The sequence below is a fragment of the Ruegeria sp. AB8 genome, from assembly GCF_056542605.1.
The window spans coordinates 305,375-326,782 of the sequence record NZ_JBQGAB010000002.1 but is presented as its reverse complement, the minus strand read 5'-3'; the positions used below and the strand labels follow the sequence as shown (position 1 = coordinate 326,782).

Sequence of the window (21,408 nt, the reverse complement as noted above, 5' to 3'; positions counted from 1 at the left end):
AAATGTCTGACCTGCGTGAAACCGCGATGTCGTCCAAGGCCTGGCCCTTTGAAGAGGCGCGTCGGTTGCTCAAACGCTATCAGAAAGGGGCTCCGGATAAGGGGTATGTGCTGTTCGAAACCGGCTACGGCCCATCCGGTCTGCCGCATATCGGCACCTTCGGCGAGGTCGCGCGGACCACGATGGTCAAGCGCGCATTTGAAGCGTTGTCGGATATTCCGACCAAGCTGATCTGTTTCTCGGACGATCTGGACGGAATGCGCAAGGTGCCGACCAATGTGCCGAACCCCGAGATTCTGGAGCAGCATCTGCAGCGCCCGCTGACCTCGGTGCCGGACCCGTTTGGCGAATATGACAGCTTCGGCGAGCATAACAATGCGATGCTGCGGCGGTTTCTGGACACATTTGGTTTCGAGTACGAGTTCTACTCGGCCAAGGAATTTTATGAGTCCGGGCAGTTTGACGAAGTGCTCAAGCGCGCGGTCGAGCGTTATGACGAGATCATGGCGATCATGCTCAAAAGCCTCCGGGAAGAGCGTCAGCAGACCTATTCGATCTTCCTGCCCCTGCACCCCGAAAGCGGGCGGGTGATGTATGTGCCGATGAAAAAGGTCTGCGCCGAGACCTATACTGTGACCTTTGACGATGAGACTGGTAAGGAATGGACGGTTCCTGTCACCGGTGGCCACGTCAAACTGCAGTGGAAGCCGGATTTCGGCGCACGCTGGGCGGCGCTGGGTGTGGATTTCGAGATGTATGGCAAGGAACATGCCACCAACGAGAAAATCTACGACGCAATCTGCCGGGCCCTGGGTGGTCGCGCGCCCGAGCATTTTTCTTACGAGCTGTTTCTGGATGAGAACGGGCAGAAGATCTCTAAATCCTCCGGCAATGGCGTGTCGATTGATGAATGGCTGACCTACGCACCGACAGAGTCGCTGGCATATTTCATGTATCAGAAGCCCAAGACGGCGAAACGGATGCATTTCGACGTGATCCCAAAGGCCTATGATGAGTATCATCAACAGCTGCGCGCTTATCCGGGGCAGGATCTGAAGGCACAATTGAACAACCCCGTTTGGCATATCCATGGTGGAGATGTCCCTGAATCCACGCTGATGGTTCCGTTCGCGATGCTGCTGAATCTGGCATCGGTGTCTGGTGCCGAAGACAAAGAAGCGCTGTGGGGCTTTATCCGTCGCTACGCGCCGGAGGCCACGGCCGAGACGCATCCCGACTTGGATCAGGCGGCAGGCTTCGCGGTGCGCTACTTCAATGATTTCGTCAAGCCGACTCGCCAGCACCGCGCGCCGACCGAACAGGAGCGTGAAGCACTGGGGGCGCTGAAAGCCGCGCTTGAAGTGTATGACGGGCCTATCGAGGATGAGGCGCTACAATCTGTGGTTTATTCCATCGGACGCGAACGGTTTGATCCGATGCGCGGCTGGTTCACCGCCTTGTACGAAGTGTTGCTTGGCGCCTCTCAAGGGCCGCGTTTCGGCGGCTTCATTGCGCTCTATGGCGTGCCTGAAACCATCGCGCTGATCGACAAGGCGTTGGCCGGAAAACTGGCCTGATTTGACCTGATCCCGCATGGGGCTACCCTTCCGTCAGGAGGTGACCCCATGCGTCGTTCATTACTTGCCTTATCGTTATCTGTCGCAGTGGCTACGGGCGTCTTAGCCCAGAACTCCGAAATCGAGGCAAATATAGCGGCGCAGATTCAGGCGTTCAAAGTCGATGATTTTGATACCGCCTTTACTTTCGCCAGCCCGAATATCCAGCGTCTGTTCCGAAACCCCGATAATTTCGGGGCAATGGTTCGCAATGGATATCCGATGGTCTGGCGCCCGTCGGACCTGCGGTTTCTGGAACTGCGCGAAATTGCCGGGGCGCTGTGGCAGAAAGTTCTGATCGTGGATGGTCGCGGCCAAACCCATATCCTGGACTATCAGATGGTTCAGCAGGAAGACGGCTGGAAAATCAACGCGGTTCAGTTGCTGGGGAAAGCAGACCCCGCAGCCTGACGCAACACGACCGTCACGGTGACATGAGACCCGGTTAATCCCCATTCGTTATCCAGACTTTCGCGCCCGGAATTCACCCGGGCAATGGTCTGGTGCGCGCTGCAATCTGATCGGCAGCGCTTGGGAAAGGGATTCGAATTAACAAGGCAATCACCGACGGCATCGTGTTTATGCCGCCTCAGTTCGCAGATGGCTTGGGCGTCTGGTCAAGCGGCGATGGCACCCCGGGGTCTCCGACATATGCCGGGTCGGGTACGGGCGCATTTGTGCCCTCGGATCCGAACTTTGCCGGATGTCTCGAAATCCTCAAAGTGAGCACGACCCAACACTTGCGGTATATGGGGCAGACGCCGTTGCTGCCCGGCTGTTACCTGCAAATCAAGGCACGGGTCAAAGCCATCAGTGGTCCCTTGCCCACCGTCAGGATCGCAGGGTGGGCCGGTGGTGCCGGCGACGTGCACGTGACCGGTGTCGTCGAACAGGGGCCTGCCACGCAATTGTCGGGGTACGGCACAGTTCATGAGATTACCGCCATTGTCGGAACTGGCCAGCGGGCTGGCGTCGACATGGCGTGGGGCGCACAGGCACTGTATGGACATTTCGGTCTGGATATCGACGGGCCAAACGGGGCCGTGGTGCGCATTGACGATCTTCAGATCACCGACATCACGAGTGTTTTTCTGCGCGACATGATCAGCATCGTGGATGTCACGGATTTCGGCGCAGTCGGCGATGGGGTTGTGGACGATTCCCTTGCGTTCGAAGCAGCCGATCAGGCGGCGGGGGGCCGTCGTGTGTTTGTGCCGCAGGGTACTTGTTTGCTGGCAGAAAACACAACCATCGTGTCAGAAGTTGATTTTGAGGGCACCGTTACAATGCCCGACGACAAGATGCTGTTGCTGACCCAAGGTTTTGACCTGCCGACTTATATATCGGCCTTTGGCGATGAAGAGCTTGCTTTCAAAAAAGCGTTTCAGGCTTTGCTGAACAATTCAGATCATGAATCGCTGGATATGGGCGGGCGCAAGATTTCGGTCAGCCAGCCCATCGACATGGCCGCTGCCGTTCCCAATAAGCAAAGTGGTTTTTCAACCCGGCGCGTGATCCGCAATGGTCAGTTTGACGTCAAAAGCAGCTCGACCTGGGACACCGAGATCTTCACCTCGGTCGCAACCTACAACCCTGCGGACCAAACACGGCTGACAAATGTCGCCAACGTTGCGAATATTCCGGTTGGTGCTCTGGTCCAGGGCAATGGTGTCGGGCGCGAGATCTACGTCCGCTCGAAGAACGAGGGTGCCGGTGAAATCACGCTGAACGCGCCGATTTACAATGCTGCTGGCACACAGACCTTCACCTTCACCAGCTTCAAGTATCTGCTTGATTTCAGCGGCTTCGACACGCTGCGGAAGTTCGGCCTGGAAGAGATCGAATTGCAGTGCAACAGCAGATGTAGCGCCATTCGCCTGGCTCCATCCGGCAGCACGTTTGCGGTCAGCAATTGCTTTATCAGCCGTCCCATGGATCGGGGGATCACATCCATCGGAACCGGTTGTCAGGGCATGCTGATCGACAATTGCCAGTTCCTGTCCGCCGAGGAGTCCCTGAACGTTACCGATCGCCGTTCGATCGCCCTCAATGCAACAGCTAATGATGTCAAACTGCGGCACAATCGGGCGGTCCGGTTCCTGCATTTTGCTCTGTTGGGCGGCACCAACAACTTGATTCTGGGCAATCATTTCTTTCAGGGCGACAGCATTCCGCAGGGGTTGCGAACCGCCGGGTTGATCCTGACGCGCACTTACAACAGTTCGACCATTGCAGAGAACTACATCGACAACTGCTACTTCGAATGGACGAATGAACGGGATGCCGCTCCGACCTATACGTCCGGCTATTCCTTCAGCGCGCTGAGTATCACAGACAATATTTTTTACTGTAGCGAGGCGCCGTCATGGTTCAGTTTCATCGTTATCCGACCGCACGGCCCCGGCCACTTCCTGAACGGCTTTATCGTCACTGGAAACAAGTTCCGGTCTTCGAGCGGGAGTATCTACAAGGCCGAACGCGTGGACACGAGCTTTGCGGACCTGAACAATAACGCACACATGAATGTCACGTTCCAACACAATACATTCCACGGAACGCTGACGGATTCAGAAAACCCGGTTCGGGTGCGGCACAAGCAACAGACGCCATCCTTTGCATGGGGTGTGTTGTCGGTGGGCAAGCTTCCATTCGCGGGCAAAGCGCGGGGGTGTGACGCCGTGACCACGCTTGGTCCCCTGAGAACGGTGTTTGGCAGTGTGAGCCACGCGAGCCCATATGCCGAGCTCGAACAGGGTTTTGGCGCTCGCGACGTGATCCTCCGCTGGCCAGAGCAACTTAGCGGCGAAGTATCCGTTACCCTACGCATGGACAGCTGAGGCCGACATGGCCGTCCCCGGAGGACGGCCAACTCCCGCCGCATCAGAAGTCGCGCCACAAGGCAAATTTGATCCCGACGTTGCTTTGGAAGGCATTCCGTTCGGCACCAACAACCCAAGTTGTACTCCCGCCCTTTCGGCGGATCATCACTGACGGCCGTGCGCTCCAATAAACCGGACGGCCGGGGGTATATGTGCTTTCAAGCTGCAGCAGTGGATTGATCCATCGCTGAGATGACAGCCCCGCCGTCAGATCAAGTTTGCGAAACAGCGCATCGTGCGTGCGGTATTCCAAAGCTGCGTCGATCGCGATCCAGCCATTTCCCCAACCGCTTTCAAACCCATTTCCGTAAGACATAGTCGCCTTGTACAAGGCCCACGCGCTTTTTTGCCGGTGATGTGCGCCGACACCAAATTCGGCAGCAAACCGACCTTTGCCCCCAAGATCCGCGACCGGAGCACGGGCGAAAATCAAAGCGTGGCCATAAAGGTGTTGGTGCTCCTCGGCGTCTAGCCCAATCGTCAGTCCGGGGCGTAACCCCCATTCTGCATAAAGTGACGATTTGTATTCGTAGCTGCCGTCCTCGGTCCTGAATCCCGTGATTGCAGCCGCGACAAAGCCGGCATTCTGTTCCCTCAGCCAGGCCCCGGCAAAAACCGGACCGGCCAATGTCATCAGAAAAAGGAAAAGCAAGATGCGGATCATGACCGCACCTTCCCCGAGCATGGTTAACGGATCGTTAGTTTTTCGTTTGTTTTCTGGAAACTAATTCCCGAAGACACCAAACGAAACACGAGACGTTTCCGGTTCCTGTGTTAGGCTGAGAACAGCCAAAGGAGATTCCAGATGCTACAGATTTCAAAATCCGCAAGCGTTCAGACTGTTATCACCACATTCGAAATGACACCGGGGACCTGTCAGGACCTGCTTGAGGCGCTGACGGATGCCTATGCGGAATTCATCTCAAAACAACCGGGTTTCGTATCCGCCGGCCTGCACGTGAACGATGCTCAAACGCGGATCGCAAACTACTCGCAATGGGAACGCCGCGAAGACTTCCTTGCCATGCTCCGCACCCCTGAGATGCGCGACCGGAACCGCAAGATCAATGAGCTGTGCAAAAGTTTCGAACCGGTCATGTATGATGTCGCGGAAACATTCGGCTGATCCTGACCTGAATCAAAGACCACAACTGAACTTGGGTTCAGTCTGAAAACCTGAAACGGAGGCTCGTGTCATGTATCACAACATTCTTGTACCCATTTCGTTCGATGTCGAACGTGACACGTCCGGACCACTGAAACTGGCGCAAATTCTGGCGACCCCCGAAGCAAAGGTCACGCTGCTGCATGTCGTTGAACATATTCCAAGCTACGCGATCTCGTACATGCCGACAGAATATCTGACCGAAGCCCGAAGGGCCATTCAGGCCGAGTTGGACAAACTGGCAGCAAATATTCCCAGCGCGCGGGGCGTTGTGGTCGAAGGGCATTCCGGCAGGACTATTCTGGATTGGGCGCAGGAGCATAAACCTGACCTGATCATCATCGCTTCCCACCGACCGGGCATGCAGGATCTGTTGCTTGGATCAACCGCGAACCATGTGGTGCGCCATGCGGCCTGCGCGGTTCACGTAGTACGCTGACATTCAGTCATTCAGCATTCGCCATTCCGGGGCCAAAGCTTTGCCACAAATCCGGGCGAAGATCAGCGCGAAATGTTGAAAAGATCCGTACCACCTGAGCCCGAACTGAATCCGCGCGCCGCTCACCGGTATCGTCGGGCAGATGCGACGCGCAAAAGGGCTCTGTCCCCGATCCGCATTCTGTTCATGGTTCTGGCCCTGCCCCTGACAACTGCACTGGTCGCCGTCAACATCTATCTGCGGACGTCCGAATACGAAAGAAACGATGCCATTATTCATCTTGTGGCGATGGCGGGCTGTGACACCGTTCTGAAGATTGCCCCGGGACCATTCGTCCGGGGCCAACCAGGGTATCATGAACGAAACGATCCAAATGGCGACGGTGTCGCCTGTGGGATTCTCAATCAAGCCTCTTCGACCGGACAGACACAACAACGCCCCCCAGTCACGAGCGTGCGTTCGGTCGGTAACGCAAAATTCGTCCGGCCCTAAAGGCTGAGCACCTGCTCAACCACAAAGAGAAACCGGAAGCGCAGGCCATCAAACCACGATCAGTCCCCGGCTGAGGGCCGTGGCGATGGCATGGGTGGTATTCTGTGCGCCCAGCTTTGCCCGCGCGCTTTCAATATAGACACGCAGCGTGTGTTCCGAAATCGACAGGGAGTGTGCGACCTGAGCACGACTATATCCCAGCGCAAGCAAGGTCATCGCGTCAATCTCGCGCGGGGACAGAGCGCGAGGAGCGTCCGGTTGCCGCTCACGCTCAAACTCCAGCGCCTTTCGGTTGAAGTAATGGGCAATCAGGATCAGGCCACGCCCATTTTCGGAGATGAAATCCTGCCAGGTTTCGTCATCGCAGGAGTGGTTCACTGTAAACAGGGCAAACTGGCCGTTGGGACCGCGGATCGGGATGGAGTAACCCTGATTGCCGACGCCGTGCTGCTGCGCGTCCAGAAGAAAAGCCTTGGCGACCTTTCCGGACCAGTCCAGTGATTTCCAGTCAACAGGATGAAATCGCTGGAAGCACCCGATTATGACCGGGTCGATCCGGTGATAATTCTTTTCCTGATATCGCTCGGCCCAGGCGTCGGGATAGGTCGTATATCCGTATTGGTCCCCTGCCCCATCAACCCAGTGATAGATGATGTGTTCAATCTGCAGCTTGTCTCTAAGATGAACAGCGATAGCGCTTAGCTCATCAAGCGTGCTGGTGTTTTCCAAATCCTCCAGGATCTGGCTCAAATCGAGTCTTGTGACCATCCGCCGGCGCCCGCACCTCATTCTTCATGGACGCGATTTCGGCCGCTGCGATCAGCCTGGTATCGTCAAGCTGCTCGGCCAGCGCGGTCAAACCGTTTGCCGAAGCAAAGGCGTTGAGGTCCGACAATACGTCCAGTATCCACTCATTTTGCGCCATCAGGGTCTCTCCGAAACGGTTAACGAAGGGTTAACACAACCATAGCATGCATAGTGTTTTTTCGCATATTCACTGCTTTCTACTCCCCAAAAATAGCGGGGGCCGATATTGCAACTCTCTGAAAGCATTGAAGTCCCTCTAAAATAAGAAACGCCCGCGAACCAAAAATGTGATTCGCGGGCGCTGAAATTGGCTTTCGTGGACTTAGTCGCGCGCGTCCAGAACCTCTTCCAGTGTGCGCATACCGGTTCTCGGTGCCTGCACCAGAACGGACATGTTCCCGGGCTTGTGTTCGTTGCGCATCATCTTCATGTGCGCAGCAGGCAATTCGTTCCAGGAAAAGACCTCGGACATGCAGGGATCAAGACGGCGTTCGACCATCAGCTGGTTGGCCGAGGCGGCTTGCTTCAGATGCGCGAAGTGAGACCCTTGAAGGCGTTTCTGGTGCATCCACATGTAACGCACGTCGAAGGTCAGGTTATAACCGGTGGTGCCGGCACAGATCACAACCATGCCACCTTTTTTGACGACGAAGGTTGAGACCGGGAAAGTGCTTTCGCCTGGATGTTCGAACACCATGTCGACGTTCACACCCTTACCGGTGATGTCCCAGATCGCCTTGCCGAACTTGCGGGCCTCTTTGAACCACTCGGCATATTCCGGCGTGTTTACGGTGGGCAGCTGACCCCAGCAATTGAAGTCCTTGCGGTTCAGTACACCCTTGGCGCCCAGCCCCATGACAAAGTCACGCTTGCTTTCGTCTGATATCACACCGATCGCATTCGCGCCGGCTGTATTGATCAACTGGATCGCATAAGAACCCAGACCACCCGATGCGCCCCAGACCAGAACGTTCTGGCCCGGCTTCAGGTCATGCGGCTCGTGACCGAACAGCATCCGGTATGCGGTTGCCAGCGTCAGCGTGTAGCAGGCGCTTTCTTCCCAGGTCAGGTGCTTGGGACGCGGCATCAACTGCTGAGCCTGAACGTTGGTGAACTGCGCGAACGAGCCGTCCGGAGTCTCATAGCCCCAGATACGCTGGCTGGGCGAGTACATCGGATCGCCGCCATTGCAGTGCTCGTCATCACCGTCATCCTGGTTGCAGTGGATCACGACCTCGTCGCCGACTTTCCAGCGTGTGACCTTGTCGCCCACGGCCCAGACGATACCCGAAGCATCGGAACCTGCGATGTGAAACGGCTGGCCGTGGCCATCAAACGGGCTGATCGGCTTGCCCAGCGACGCCCAGACGCCATTGTAGTTGACACCTGCGGCCATCACCAGAACCAGCACCTCGTGGCTGTCCAATACAGGCACATCAACCACTTCCAGCTGCATGGCAGTGTCAGGCTCGCCATGGCGCTCTTTGCGGATGGCCCAGGCATACATTTTCTTGGGGACATACCCCATCGGAGGGATCTCACCCATCTCATAGAGGTCTTTTTCAGGTGCCTCGTACGACGCGATACCGCTGTCGGTGTCCAGAGCCATGTTGGCCTCCTTTAGTCAGTTCGTTTGCCGCGACGCAGAATCGCGCCCGTTAACCGATGGAATATTGGCCATCGAGTAACATTGCAATAGATATTGACAGTGTTTTTGTAATTTTATGACCCAGCAGTTGCAGAAAGACCTTTCGCTTCTGCAGCATAATACGCCTCGATTTCCTTTGGTGCAGAGGCCGCATAGTAGTTCAGAAGATCCAATCTTTGCCCAGAGGATGAGATTTTTCCGTCAACCTGTCGCAATACCCTGCGCTCGACCAGCTGGTTGACAGCGGACGTGATCGCATCGCTGTTGGATTCGGATCCGCCTCCGTCCCGCTGCATGAAGCGGGCGATCAGGTCGGTCAGCATTGCACCGGGCATCTCGCCATGCTCGCGCACAAGCCAACAGGCTGCAGGCGCAGGCACCAAGGGTATCGCCTCGCCAATACGCGCCATCAGCAGACGTGCGAGATCGGTCATAAGATCCTTGCTGCCACCTGCCCGATAGGCCCGCAGCGAAACAGGCTCGCCATAGCGCACGGAGGCAAGGCCGAACCTTGTGTATCGACCAATAATGCGCCGCCAGACCTGCTTGAGCATCCAACGCGTCACAACCCCGATCCTTGCGCGAAAGCGCCGCTCGCTTCCCAGCGCAGCCCGGGTCAGAATCGTATCTTCCAGTACACGATCATAGTTCAGCGCCACAGGGACAAAGACCACATCCCGTCCATCGGATGTGGTCCCGTCTATGATGTATTTAAGCAAGCCAAGCTTGGGCCGCCCCAATGCGCCCGTCAGGCTCAGCCCGCCTTCGGGGAACATCGCCTGCGTAACACCGGCCTCGGTCGCATGACGCACATAACAAGCCAGTACATGACGGTAGAGGTCACTTCCCGATTTACGCCGGATGAAATACGCGCCCATCGCCCGGATAAGGCGGCTCAGCGGCCAGACGCGCGCCCATTCTCCGACCGCGTAAGACAGAGCCGATTGCTGCGCTGCCAGGTAGGTGACAAGTACATAATCCATGTTGCTGCGATGGTTCATGACAAAGACAACCGTCGCTTCGGGATCTATTTTCTTTAAGGCGTCCTCGTCCTGATGGCTCAGTCGGACTTCGTAGAACGCGTTGCTCAGCATGCGCGCGATACGGATCGCAAAGCTGAAATAGGCAAAGGCTGAAAACGACGGAACGATCTCACGTGCAAAACGGCGGGCCTGCTCGAAGGCGACGCCTTCGGGGATGCCTTCTTCACGGGCATGTCGCTGCACCGCATAGCCAACCTGTGGGTCGTAGATGAGCCTTTCGATCATGTCATGCCGCCGGGCCAGCTTGAACGGCTGAATCGGCCTTTGCAGCCGCTGGTTCAGGCGCGACACGGCCCGCTCCAGGCGGCGGCGAAAAAACCAACGCACCGACGGGAACAGAAAATGCGACGCAAAAGTGACCGCAGCGAAGACCACGATCAGTACAAACAGCCAAAGCGGAAGTTCCACGGTCTGCGTCATGGCGGCACAGTGCCATTATTCCAAAACACCTACAATCTGAACAATTCGGGATGCCGCAACGCAGCGAATTGACATATCCCAAAAATTGCGCTTTAGAACCCTTAGACGAAATTATGTTGCCCACCCAAACGCGAGGCCCACCCATGACGCAGATGCAGAAAGACCGCCCCTGGCTCATCCGAACCTATGCTGGTCATTCCACCGCACAGGCCTCGAACGCGCTGTATCGCAGCAACCTGGCCAAAGGGCAGACCGGCCTGTCCGTTGCCTTCGATCTGCCGACTCAAACGGGGTATGACAGCGATCATACGCTGGCACGGGGCGAGGTGGGTAAAGTGGGTGTGCCCGTCTGCCATCTGGGTGACATGCGGGTTCTGTTCGACCAGATTCCGCTGGAGCAGATGAACACCTCGATGACGATCAACGCCACAGCGCCCTGGCTGCTGGCGCTTTATATCGCCGTGGCCGAAGAACAGGGCGCGGACGTTTCCAACCTGCAGGGCACTGTTCAGAACGATCTGATCAAGGAATACCTGAGCCGCGGCACCTATGTCTGCCCGCCGAAACCGTCGCTGAAGATGATCGCTGACGTGGCCGAATACTGCTACACCAACGTGCCGAAGTGGAACCCGATGAACGTGTGTTCCTATCACCTGCAAGAGGCTGGCGCGACACCTGAACAGGAACTGGCCTACGCGCTGGCCACCGCCATCGCCGTGCTGGATGAACTGCGCCCGCGCGTTCCGGCCGAAGACTTCCCCGCGCTGTGCGGACGGATTTCGTTCTTTGTGAATGCGGGAATCCGCTTTGTCACTGAAATGTGCAAAATGCGGGCATTCGTCGACCTTTGGGATGAAATCCTGCAACAAAGGTATGGGGTCGAAGACCCCAAATTCCGCCGATTCCGCTATGGCGTTCAGGTGAACTCTCTGGGTTTGACTGAACAACAGCCTGAAAACAACGTCTATCGCATCCTGATTGAGATGCTGGCCGTGACGTTGTCGAAAAAGGCGCGGGCCCGGGCGGTGCAGTTGCCTGCTTGGAACGAAGCATTGGGTCTGCCGCGGCCCTGGGATCAGCAATGGTCGATGCGGATGCAGCAAATTCTGGCTTATGAAACCGACCTGCTTGAATTTGGCGACCTGTTCGACGGCAACCCGGCCGTGGATGCAAAGGTCGAAGAGTTGAAAGAGGGTGCGCGGGCCGAACTGGCAAACCTCGAATCGATGGGCGGTGCTGTTGCCGCGATCGAATACATGAAATCGCGGCTGGTGGATTCCAACGCGGATCGCCTGAACCGCATCGAGCGCAATGAGACCGTCGTGGTCGGCGTGAACAAATGGACCGAAGGCGAACCTTCGCCGCTGCAAACCGAAGATGGCGGCATCATGGTCGTCGACCCGGCGGTTGAACAGGAGCAGATCGGGCGGCTGAACGACTGGCGGGCGGACCGCGACGACAACACGGTCGCAGCAGCTCTGGCGGCGTTGCGCGAGGCTGCGCAATCCGGGGCCAACGTCATGGAACTCTCGATTGCCGCCGCCAAGGCGGGCGTAACAACCGGCGAATGGGCCGAAGAGATGCGCAAGGTGTACGGCACCTATCGCGGCCCGACCGGCGTTTCGGGCTCGGTCTCGAACAAGACCGAAGGCCTAGAGGATCTGCGGGCCGCGGTGGACGCGGTCAGCGACAAGCTGGGGCGGCGTCTGAAGTTCCTGGTTGGCAAGCCGGGGCTGGACGGTCATTCCAACGGAGCCGAACAAATCGCCTTCCGTGCCCGCGATTGCGGTATGGATATCAGCTATGAGGGCATCCGCCTTACGCCCGAGGAAATCGTGGCGGCCGCGATCGAGGACGACGCCCATGTCATTGGCCTGTCGATCCTTTCCGGCAGCCACCTGCCGCTGGTACAGGATGTCATGGCCCGACTTCGCGAAGCCGGACTGGATCATATCCCGGTCATTGTCGGCGGCATTATTCCGGATGACGATGCGGCAAAACTGAAATCATTTGGCGTTGCCCGAATTTACACGCCAAAAAATTTCGAACTGAATGCGATCATGGGCGATATTGTCACCTTGGCCGATCCAAAAAACCTTGCAGCGGAATAACGCACAAAACCGAGATTAATTCCCAGTTTCTATTCCCAAACCCGAATGAATGGATTACGGCATTGTTCGGGATGCGAAAGGCCAATTGGCCTTTGGTAAAATAAATGAATGGGAGAGAAATAATGGGGATCAATCTGGACAATATGCCCCGCAAGGACCTGTTGGAATTGCGCGATCAGATCGAAAAGGCACTTAAAACAGCGGAAAAACGCGAGCGCCAAAACGCCTTGAAAGCGGCGGAACAAGCGGCAGCCGAATTTGGGTTTTCACTGGCCGAGTTGTCGAGCGACGCGCCGCGTGGACCCAAAGGCTCAAAAGCTAAGGCAAAATACCGCAATCCGGCCGCACCCGAACAGACCTGGTCTGGCCGCGGTCGCAAACCGCAATGGGTACATGACGCGCTGAAATCGGGCGCGGATATCGCAGATCTGGAAATCTGACAGGGCTGGCCGGAAAATGACTATTCATATCGGCGCTGAAAAAGGTGAAATCGCTGAAACCGTTCTTTTGCCCGGTGATCCGTATCGGGCAAAATGGGCGGCGGAAACGTTTCTGACGGATGTCAGAAAAATCAATGACGTGCGCGGAATGCTGGGCTTTACCGGCACCTGGAAGGGAAATCCTGTAACCATTCAGGGCAGCGGTATGGGAATGCCGTCCCTGTCAATTTACGTCAATGAACTGATCCGTGATTATGGCGCGAAAACCCTGATCCGCATCGGCTCGTGCGGTGGAATGCAGGACAGCGTCAATATCCGTGACGTTATTCTGGCCATGACCTCGACCACGCTCAGCACGCCTTCGCGCGGGATCATGAAAGAACTGAATTTTGCCCCCTGCGCCGATTGGAGGTTGTTGCAGGCCGCAGCCAGCGCCGCGCAAGCCAAGGGCACGACCACGCATGTCGGCGGCATCTATTCGTCGGACGTATTCTACGATGAGCGTCCGGATCTGAATGAACAGATGGTCCGGCACGGTATTCTCGGCGTCGAGATGGAAGCCGCAGAGCTTTATATTCTGGCCGCCCGCCACAAATGCCGGGCGCTGGCGGTTCTGACCGTCTCAGACCATCTGCTGACCGGCGAGGCGCTGCCGTCGTCAGAACGTGAAAGCAGCTTTGGCGACATGGTCGAAATCGCATTGCTGGCCGCGTTCCCGGACGCAACGTGACCAAACTAGGGGCGATCCTTTCGCCCCTTATTGCCCCGTCAGGCTAACGCCCATGCGATCGGTCATACCCGTTCGGATCAGGGCTTACCCAGCCGTCCAGCGCACCGTCCAACGGGGCAAAGACTTCAACCAGCAACGGATGGCAGGTTGCGGTATCCGAAGAATGCACGGATGAACAATCCCCGCCCGGACATGCGCTCAGATTGCCTAACAGGTCGATCTCGGCAAAGAACTCCAGGTAATCGCCCGGACGGACGGGTGACGCCTTCATGAAATACTGACCGGTATCTCGCGTGAATCCGGTGCACATGAAAACGTTAAGGACGTCGTGAACTGCCTGCTCAGCCTCGGACATCTCAATTCCCAGATGGTCCGCCAGTGCGCGGGTCAGATTGGAGTGGCAGCAATGGTGGTATTGCGTCCCCGACAACAGGTTTCCGGTGTAAGGATCACACCGGGTTCCAATCACATCATGCACGGACCCGCCAAATTCGTCGATCCCGTACCAGTCCAGCGTGTCTTCGACAATCGTGGCCAGCGGGCGCAAGTTGGGAAAGCTTGACCACATCCGCTCTCCGACTGTCAGATGCGTGCCATGCAGGGCGCGGGACTTTCCGGAATAGAATCGTTCCGATAAGTCGTTGAGATTCCATATATTCAGATCGCCGACCTGCGGCCCTTCGACAGAGGTGATGCGAAAGAAGTGACCCGCCGGCACCTCGAAACACCGGGCGTCGCGCGGGGGCACCAACACCTCATCCGTCTTGATCGCATCCCTGCGGGCGCGCTGGTACAGCGCAAGATCAGGCATGGGCAAAGTGTCATTGGGATAACAGATCACCGGTTTTATCGCCCGGCGGGCCGCAGCATCATCAGGGGGCAGAGCCATCAACAGTCCATCCAGCTTTTTGGCCAGAGTGCCTCATATCGCCTGACCTGAAAAGCCTCGGCGTTCCGGCTAGGTCTGATTCCTCAGGCATTGCGTGGGCTGATCATTTGTTTGGACAACGGCCCCACAAAAAGCGCAGGACCACGTGCCCTCTTTCAGATGCTGACGCCACCGGCAATCCCGGGTCAGAGACGAATGGCGCGACCTCCAAAAGAAATAGGCAAATACACCCGCAGCGAGCAAAAGCAGAAGAACTGGCATGGTTCTGCTTTGCTCATCTGTCGGTGAATTTCAAGAGGGTTGCCCTTGCCGCACGCATCAAGCTGCGTTTGCGTATTCGAACAACTCAGGCTCACCCTCAGCCAGCCGCAGCACAGGTTCAGGCGTATAATAGGCCCAGGCCTGATCCAGAATTTCCAGCGCTTCGGACGCGTTGATCTTTTTGTTTTCTTTAGATTTTTTCATCGGAGTGATCCCGTTAGATCCTGTCACTCCTCCCTGTCGCAAAGATATAGCTGCAGGGTCACCGCTGCATCATACAATTTTGCAGACGGGCAATGCGCTTGCCGCAAGGCGGCAAGCGCATATTGTCGTGTTTCGATTAAACGGCGCGCTCAACCATCATTTTCTTGATCTCGGCAATAGCCTTGGCCGGATTAAGCCCCTTGGGGCAAGTCTTGGCGCAGTTCATGATCGTATGGCAGCGGTACAGCTTGAACGGATCTTCCAAATCATCCAGGCGCTCGCCCGTGGCCTCATCCCGGCTGTCGATGATCCACCGATAGGCGTGCAGCAGAGCGGCGGGGCCGAGGTAACGATCACCGTTCCACCAGTAGCTGGGGCAGGACGTCGAGCAGCTGGCACACATCACACACTCGTAAAGGCCATCCAGTTTCTTGCGATCCTCGATGGATTGCTTCCACTCTTTCGCCGGGCGGTTGGTCTTGGTTTCCAGCCACGGCATGATGGAGGCGTGTTGCGCGTAGAAATGCGTCAGGTCGGGGATCAGATCCTTGACCACCGGCATATGCGGCAGAGGATAGATCTTCACGTCGCCCTTGATCTCGTCCATGCCATAGATACAGGCCAGCGTGTTGATCCCGTCGATATTCATTGCGCAGGAACCGCAGATGCCTTCACGGCAGGACCGGCGGAACGTCAGGGTCGGGTCAATCTTGTTCTTGATGTAGATCAGCGCATCCAGAACCATCGGACCACAGTCATCCATATCAACGAAATATGTATCCACGCGCGGGTTCTGTCCGTCATCCGAATTCCAGCGATATATCTGGAATTTGCGCGCGTTGGTGGCGCCTTCCGGCTTGGGCCAGGTTTTGCCCGTGGTGATACGGGAATTCTTGGGAAGCGTTAATTGAACCATTTTTGGACTCTCCGGCAGGGCATCGGCAGTTCAGGTCCGCACTTGTTCAGCGCGGGATAGCGGCGTTCAGGTCCACCACAGACGAGACAAGCTTTTTTCACTGGCTGACCTCCGCTGCGGTTTCATGTTCGCCTTCAACAGGAAGTGTTTCGACCACTTCCAGAATAGTTCGGACTCTGGCCTCAAACGAATGAGTCTCGCGCATCTGGCTGGCAAATTTCAGGCGCTTACGGCGTTTTGCATCGGTTTCAGATGACGCAGCTTCAATGGCTTTACCAAAGCTTTCTTCGTCGTCAAACAAATATACATACTCACGCAGATCTTCGGGCAACCATCCGACGTCGTCGGAAAGAGGCACTGAGCCACAAGCCAGTGTGTCGAATATACGATTGGACGCCTGGCCATTCTCCTTCATCTGCGGAGTATGATCATTCAGCACAATGTCTGCTTGCGAATAGACTTCGGACAGGCGGCTGTTTTCAACTCGATCACCGCGTACGAACTCAGCATATTCGCTGGCCTTCCAACCCGGTCCCCAGATGTTCAGGTCGCGTTCAGAGCGGGCAGCGTACCCGACGGAAACGCGCTCAAATCCTGCGCGGCTTCTGCCGACGAAAACGATCCCGTCTCCGCGAAGATTTTCACGAGGGTGCATGGTGTGTGAATCGAACCCTTGAGGCAACAGAGACGATTTCTCTGCCATCTCGCTTTCCAAAGCGGCAGCATACATCAGCCCGGATGCCCAGAATACATGGTCGGCCTCGTCGTAGTTTATCTTTCGAATCCCCTTCGAGATCGCCCAATAAAGACATTTCCGACCGGGTTGCCTCCCGAAATTCGCTCGCCCCCGCAGCACAAGATCAATCCCACCGGGTTTCGAATTCCTGTACCATTCATCTGCCGGATCGATCGTTGTTTTGTACCCCAGCCGAGAAAATGCCTTGGCCAGGCCGAGGGCAAAGTAATAGTCTCCCCAGGCTGTCAGCGTCTCACGGTTGGGTGCGGCTACTTTGATGGATACATCCGGATTTCGCTTCCAATCTGCGGGCAACAGCCTTGGACATGCAGAAAGCCACCGGCTTTGTTCGGCGGGAACAATATCGACTGCATCGAAATATCGCTCGACACCGTATTCTTCGATATCGGTATCCTTAAACCTGGCCAGTATTTCGTCATATGCGTCGGACAGCACGTTGCTGTCCGGATCAAGGCCCGTGACGATTACGAGACCCGTCGGTGCGCAATCGACGATCTCAAGCTCCAGGTCCGGACGATACGCCTGAAGAATAGGAACGATTTTCCATACATCACCCGTCCAGTCGCTGGTCGGACCCTGACCACGCTGGCGGGCCGTGATGGCGCTGTTCCAGGGGACGCAATCGTGCATCACGATCACGCTATCCGCGGAACAGTACCGCTCGGTGTTGATGAAGTCGCGCAGCAGGAATTCCATCAAATGCATACCGTCAAGGAACGCCAGATCGACGGTGACCCCAAGAACGGCAAGCCGGTTTTCAGCAAAAAATTCGTCGCTGGTTTGCTGGAACAGATACAGCTCGGGTTTTGCACCGATCAGTTCGTGTCGCACCGCGAAACTGGGATCGACCGATATGGATTTCGCATCGCTCAAACGCAGACTGGCACCTGTCTGGGTTCCAACCTCGAAATACCATTCCGGTTTCAGATTCAAGTGCAGACGCCGGAGGAATTCCAGATAGTCAAGCCCATCAGCAAGGTGGAAACCTTTTTGGTGTTGCTTAGCCATTCCGACGTTTTCTCCGACAACGCATGCAATCAAAACCTCAGAGTTTTACCTTGCCCCGAACCCTCAGAACGTCCGCGCCTTGGGCGCGATTTTCTTCAGGTTTATGCCACCTTGATCTTCGGTCGTCAGCGGATCGACAATAACGGGGCGATAGCTGAGATCGACCTTGTTGCCCTCGACACGGCTGACGGTGTGAACGCGCCAGTTTTTGTCATCGCGTTCGGTGAAGTCTTCATGGGCATGGGCGCCGCGCGATTCCTTGCGGGCTTCGGCGCCGACGATGGTGGCCAGCGCGCTGGGCATCAGGTTTGTCAGCTCCAGCGATTCCATCAGGTCGCTGTTCCAGACCAGGCTGCGGTCGGTGACTTTCAGGTCGTCCATCTTGGCCGCGATCGCGGTCATCTTTTCGACGCCTTCCGCCATGGTCTTTGCAGTCCGGAACACGGCTGCATCGGCCTGCATGGTCCGCTGCATCTCGAGCCGCAGATCAGCGGTCGGGATTGCACCATCGGCATTGCGCACAGCGTCAAACCTGTCGAAGGCCTTGTCGACCGACGCCTGATTCAAAACAGGATTCGCCGCATCTGCGTCCACCACCTTACCGGCGCGGATCGCTGCCGCACGGCCAAAGACCACCAGGTCGATAAGCGAGTTCGACCCCAGACGGTTCGCACCATGCACCGAGGCACATCCTGCCTCACCCACGGCCATCAGGCCCGGAACCACGGCGGTCGGGTCTTCGGCGGTCGGGTTCAGAACCTCGCCCCAATAGTTCGTTGGAATGCCGCCCATGTTGTAGTGCACGGTCGGCAGTACCGGAATCGGTTCCTTGGTGACGTCAACGCCGGCAAAGATCTTTGCGCTTTCCGAAATGCCCGGCAGACGTTCGGCCAACGCTTCTGCCGGCAGGTGGCTCAGGTTCAGGTGAATGTGATCCCCGTCCTTGCCAACACCGCGTCCTTCGCGGATCTCCATGGTCATCGAACGCGAGACATAGTCACGTGGCGCAAGGTCCTTGTACTGGGGCGCATAGCGCTCCATGAACCGTTCGCCTTCCGAGTTGGTCAGGTATCCGCCCTCGCCCCGTGCACCTTCGGTGATCAGGCAGCCGGACCCATAGATGCCGGTTGGGTGGAACTGAACGAACTCCATATCCTGCAGCGCCAGACCGGCACGGGCCACCATGCCGCCACCGTCACCGGTGCAGGTGTGGGCCGAGGTGGCGCTGAAATAGGCGCGGCCGTAACCACCCGTGGCCAGCACAACCATCTTGGCATTGAAGACGTGCATCGTGCCGTCGTCCAGCTTCCAGCAGACGACACCCTGACACTGCCCGTCTTCGGACATGATCAGGTCGATGGCGAAATACTCGATGTAGAATTCGGCGTTGTTCTTCAGCGATTGGCCGTAAAGCGTGTGCAGAATTGCGTGACCGGTTCGGTCAGCCGCCGCGCAAGTGCGCTGCACTGCGGGGCCTTCGCCGAACTCGGTAGTGTGACCGCCAAAGGGACGCTGATAGATCTTACCCTCTTCGGTCCGGCTGAACGGCACGCCGTAATGCTCCAGTTCATAGACCGCCTTGGGAGCCTCGCGCGCAAGATATTCCATCGCGTCGGTATCACCCAGCCAGTCCGAGCCTTTGACGGTGTCGTACATGTGCCATTGCCAGTTGTCGGGGCCCATATTGGCCAGCGACGCGGCAATACCGCCCTGCGCGGCAACCGTGTGCGAACGGGTCGGGAAAACCTTGGTTACGCAGGCTGTGCGAAGCCCCTGCTCGGCCATGCCCAGCGTGGCGCGCAAACCGGCCCCGCCAGCGCCGACAACGACCACGTCATATTCGTGTGTTTCGTATTCGTATGCAGCCATTTCGTTCAGCTCCGGGGTGTTACAGGGCGATGCGCGCAATGGCAAAGATGCCAGCGGCGGCAGCGGCGTAGGACAGGCAGATTGTCAGGATGATCAGGACCTTTTTCATCGTGCCATGCACGTAGTCCTCGATCATCACCTGCGCGCCGTCGGCGAAGTGCTTGAAACCGACCGCCAGGGTCAGCGCGGCGACAATGGCCGGGAACGGGCGCGCATAGTAGTCGAGCACCACGTCAAACGGTTGCCCCAATATCGGTCCAAAAGTGAAAATGAAAAGTGGCACAAGGATCAGCAAAGCAACCGAGCTGACCTTCATCGCCCAGAAATGAGCCGTGCCGGACTTGGCAGAGCCCAGGCCAATCGCACGCTTGCGGTCGGTAAGATAACGCATGAGGGCCTCCTAATTATCCGACGATCAAAAGGGTCAGAACGGTCAGTACAACGGAACCGATCACCACGGCCCAACCCAGCTTGTAGGCGGTTGGAATGTCCAACCCCACAGCGTTGTCCCAGATAAGATGGCGCACGCCCGCCAGCAGGTGATACCACAGGCCCAGCAACGAAAAGGCCATGATCAGATCGCCCAGAACCGAGGTCAGCCACCAGTTGGCCCGTTCGAATGCTTCGGGCGATGTGGCAGCGGCCAGGAACCACCAGACGATCAGCAAAGCGGCCACAATCATGGCGTTGCCGGTGATGCGCGTCAGGATCGACGTGACCGACGTCAGCTGCGGACGATAAATCGACAGATGCGGAGAAAGCGGGCGGTTGCCCCGATTAACATCGGCCATGGCGGCTCCTTTTCGGTTGGCTACCGAAGGTTTTACCGTTTTTTGAGGGTCTGTCACGTGCTGCGAATGCAAAAAGCCGCATATTCAGCCCAAAATCGCAGATAAAGTTTATATGTGATCACGGTAAATATTCTCGTGATCACAAATCACATATTGCGCCGCCTATGTTAGCGTTTTCAACGGCAAAGCAATGTGATCACGAATCTCATCTGCTCTGTCGCAAGCCCGCCGTCTGCTGCGTCACTTCGCGCAGCAGTTTCTTGCGGATACGCTCCGGGTAATCGTCAAATCCAGCCGCCGAGACGACAAATGCGCCCTCGCCGACAATGACATTCTCAAAGAAATAGGCGGTCAGATCCGGCTCGCTTTCTTCGATTGCGATGGCGTTTACGGTGATGCCCCGGCTGCGCAGAACCGCATGGAGCTGCGAGGGTTCAACCCCTTCGTTCGAAATCCCGTCCCCGGAAATGTCGATCAGGCGTCGTTTGCAGTCCGCAACCTCGTCAAAGCTGGGAACCGTCATCTCCAGTGCCTCGCCAATCGCCGTGGAAAAGTTGCGCCATACCCTTGGATCATCAGAAACCTGTTGGGAAAACCGGTCGAGCGCTTCGAAGCTGTCGATGCGGGTCCAGGGGATCGTGATCCTCTGACGCGAGGACCCAGTCCACTGGACAAGCATCAGTTGCGCCTGTCCCCTGACAAGTGCCTCGGACACAATGGGGTCGCGCAATCCAGCAGACAGGCCATCCATCTGAATACGGAACTCCTGCGCGTCGACCGATCCGGACACATCAACCGCCAGTGCCAGCGCCAGATCGCACGCGGCTGCCGGAGGGGCAAAGCAGAGGCAGGCCAGAATATTGCGAAGCCAAGACATGAACGCAGATTAGCATGGTTGGCGCGATCTGCGTTCAAATGAATGT

The 21,408-nt window shown here is 57.0% G+C and carries 22 protein-coding genes; 9 read left to right on the top strand and 13 right to left on the bottom strand.

The genetic code is table 11. From position 1 onward, the window contains the following. The first annotated feature begins 2 nt into the window (after positions 1-2). The 3 genes from ACR0CG_RS03780 to ACR0CG_RS03770 all read left to right on the top strand — a co-directional run bounded on the left by ACR0CG_RS03780 (position 3) and on the right by ACR0CG_RS03770 (position 4,453). Positions 3-1,577 (top strand): lysine--tRNA ligase, encoded by a 1,575-nt coding sequence (locus ACR0CG_RS03780; protein WP_480522899.1) that lies wholly within the window; start codon positions 3-5, stop codon positions 1,575-1,577. Between the two features lie 48 nt (positions 1,578-1,625). Continuing rightward, on the top strand, positions 1,626-2,027 hold the full coding sequence (locus tag ACR0CG_RS03775) for a DUF4864 domain-containing protein (RefSeq protein ID WP_480522898.1): 402 nt from the start codon (positions 1,626-1,628) through the stop codon (positions 2,025-2,027). 170 nt (positions 2,028-2,197) lie between these two features. Continuing rightward, a complete protein-coding gene (locus tag ACR0CG_RS03770) occupies positions 2,198-4,453 on the top strand; it encodes a right-handed parallel beta-helix repeat-containing protein (RefSeq protein WP_480522897.1) in 2,256 nt (751 codons plus the stop codon). 43 nt (positions 4,454-4,496) lie between these two features. On the opposite strand, the gene ACR0CG_RS03765 is transcribed toward ACR0CG_RS03770, so the two are convergent. Next, positions 4,497-5,159 (bottom strand): hypothetical protein, encoded by a 663-nt coding sequence (locus ACR0CG_RS03765; RefSeq protein ID WP_480522896.1) that lies wholly within the window; start codon positions 5,157-5,159, stop codon positions 4,497-4,499. 141 nt (positions 5,160-5,300) lie between these two features. Between ACR0CG_RS03765 and ACR0CG_RS03760 the strand changes: the two genes are divergently transcribed. From ACR0CG_RS03760 to ACR0CG_RS03750, 3 genes are all read left to right on the top strand, one after another. Continuing rightward, positions 5,301-5,621, top strand: coding sequence for an antibiotic biosynthesis monooxygenase family protein (locus ACR0CG_RS03760; RefSeq protein ID WP_170614428.1), 321 nt, complete (start codon positions 5,301-5,303; stop codon positions 5,619-5,621). A 70-nt stretch (positions 5,622-5,691) separates the two neighbouring features. Further along, complete coding sequence (locus ACR0CG_RS03755; protein WP_480522895.1) at positions 5,692-6,099, top strand: universal stress protein; 408 nt, start codon at positions 5,692-5,694, stop codon at positions 6,097-6,099. Between the two features lie 72 nt (positions 6,100-6,171). After that, on the top strand, positions 6,172-6,591 hold the full coding sequence (locus ACR0CG_RS03750) for an excalibur calcium-binding domain-containing protein (protein WP_480522894.1): 420 nt from the start codon (positions 6,172-6,174) through the stop codon (positions 6,589-6,591). A 48-nt stretch (positions 6,592-6,639) separates the two neighbouring features. On the opposite strand, the gene ACR0CG_RS03745 is transcribed toward ACR0CG_RS03750, so the two are convergent. The 4 genes from ACR0CG_RS03745 to ACR0CG_RS03730 all read right to left on the bottom strand — a co-directional run bounded on the left by ACR0CG_RS03745 (position 6,640) and on the right by ACR0CG_RS03730 (position 10,509). Next, the gene (locus tag ACR0CG_RS03745) at positions 6,640-7,359 is read right to left on the bottom strand and encodes a LuxR family transcriptional regulator (protein ID WP_170614425.1); all 720 of its coding nucleotides are present in this window, start codon (positions 7,357-7,359) and stop codon (positions 6,640-6,642) included. Continuing rightward, complete coding sequence (locus ACR0CG_RS03740) at positions 7,298-7,516, bottom strand: hypothetical protein (protein WP_170614121.1); 219 nt, start codon at positions 7,514-7,516, stop codon at positions 7,298-7,300. Before ACR0CG_RS03740 ends, ACR0CG_RS03745 begins: the two co-directional genes overlap by 62 nt. 204 nt (positions 7,517-7,720) lie before the next feature. Further along, the gene (gene ccrA, locus ACR0CG_RS03735; RefSeq protein WP_170614424.1) at positions 7,721-9,007 is read right to left on the bottom strand and encodes a crotonyl-CoA carboxylase/reductase; all 1,287 of its coding nucleotides are present in this window, start codon (positions 9,005-9,007) and stop codon (positions 7,721-7,723) included. A 113-nt stretch (positions 9,008-9,120) separates the two neighbouring features. Further along, positions 9,121-10,509, bottom strand: coding sequence for a 1-acyl-sn-glycerol-3-phosphate acyltransferase (locus tag ACR0CG_RS03730; RefSeq protein ID WP_480522893.1), 1,389 nt, complete (start codon positions 10,507-10,509; stop codon positions 9,121-9,123). Positions 10,510-10,652: 143 nt separating this feature from the next. Here ACR0CG_RS03730 and ACR0CG_RS03725 point away from each other — a divergent pair, with 143 nt between their 5' ends. The 3 genes from ACR0CG_RS03725 to deoD all read left to right on the top strand — a co-directional run bounded on the left by ACR0CG_RS03725 (position 10,653) and on the right by deoD (position 13,790). Beyond that, entirely contained in the window at positions 10,653-12,620 is a 1,968-nt protein-coding gene (locus tag ACR0CG_RS03725) for a methylmalonyl-CoA mutase family protein (protein WP_480522892.1), read from the top strand. 122 nt (positions 12,621-12,742) lie between these two features. After that, positions 12,743-13,060, top strand: a complete 318-nt coding sequence (locus ACR0CG_RS03720) for an H-NS histone family protein (protein ID WP_480522891.1) — start codon at positions 12,743-12,745, stop codon at positions 13,058-13,060. A 16-nt stretch (positions 13,061-13,076) separates the two neighbouring features. Then, complete coding sequence (gene deoD / locus ACR0CG_RS03715) at positions 13,077-13,790, top strand: purine-nucleoside phosphorylase (RefSeq protein WP_480522890.1); 714 nt, start codon at positions 13,077-13,079, stop codon at positions 13,788-13,790. A gap of 43 nt (positions 13,791-13,833) precedes the next feature. Here deoD and ACR0CG_RS03710 read toward each other — a convergent pair whose 3' ends face one another. The 8 genes from ACR0CG_RS03710 to ACR0CG_RS03675 all read right to left on the bottom strand — a co-directional run bounded on the left by ACR0CG_RS03710 (position 13,834) and on the right by ACR0CG_RS03675 (position 21,362). Beyond that, positions 13,834-14,679 (bottom strand): urea carboxylase-associated family protein, encoded by an 846-nt coding sequence (locus tag ACR0CG_RS03710; RefSeq protein ID WP_480522889.1) that lies wholly within the window; start codon positions 14,677-14,679, stop codon positions 13,834-13,836. 318 nt (positions 14,680-14,997) lie between these two features. Further along, on the bottom strand, positions 14,998-15,144 hold the full coding sequence (locus ACR0CG_RS03705; RefSeq protein ID WP_170614418.1) for a hypothetical protein: 147 nt from the start codon (positions 15,142-15,144) through the stop codon (positions 14,998-15,000). A gap of 136 nt (positions 15,145-15,280) precedes the next feature. Next, positions 15,281-16,060 carry a succinate dehydrogenase iron-sulfur subunit gene (locus ACR0CG_RS03700; protein WP_480522888.1) on the bottom strand — a complete coding sequence of 260 codons (780 nt, stop codon included), beginning with the start codon at positions 16,058-16,060 and terminating at the stop codon, positions 15,281-15,283. 97 nt (positions 16,061-16,157) lie between these two features. Then, positions 16,158-17,825, bottom strand: a complete 1,668-nt coding sequence (locus ACR0CG_RS03695; protein WP_480522887.1) for a glycosyltransferase family protein — start codon at positions 17,823-17,825, stop codon at positions 16,158-16,160. A 63-nt stretch (positions 17,826-17,888) separates the two neighbouring features. Continuing rightward, entirely contained in the window at positions 17,889-19,694 is a 1,806-nt protein-coding gene (sdhA, locus tag ACR0CG_RS03690) for a succinate dehydrogenase flavoprotein subunit (RefSeq protein ID WP_170614413.1), read from the bottom strand. A gap of 19 nt (positions 19,695-19,713) precedes the next feature. After that, a complete protein-coding gene (sdhD, locus tag ACR0CG_RS03685; protein WP_170614412.1) occupies positions 19,714-20,085 on the bottom strand; it encodes a succinate dehydrogenase, hydrophobic membrane anchor protein in 372 nt (123 codons plus the stop codon). A gap of 13 nt (positions 20,086-20,098) precedes the next feature. Then, positions 20,099-20,485 carry a succinate dehydrogenase, cytochrome b556 subunit gene (gene sdhC, locus ACR0CG_RS03680; RefSeq protein WP_170614411.1) on the bottom strand — a complete coding sequence of 129 codons (387 nt, stop codon included), beginning with the start codon at positions 20,483-20,485 and terminating at the stop codon, positions 20,099-20,101. 205 nt (positions 20,486-20,690) lie between these two features. After that, on the bottom strand, positions 20,691-21,362 hold the full coding sequence (locus ACR0CG_RS03675) for a DUF1194 domain-containing protein (RefSeq protein WP_480522886.1): 672 nt from the start codon (positions 21,360-21,362) through the stop codon (positions 20,691-20,693). Between the last annotated feature and the right edge of the window lie 46 nt (positions 21,363-21,408).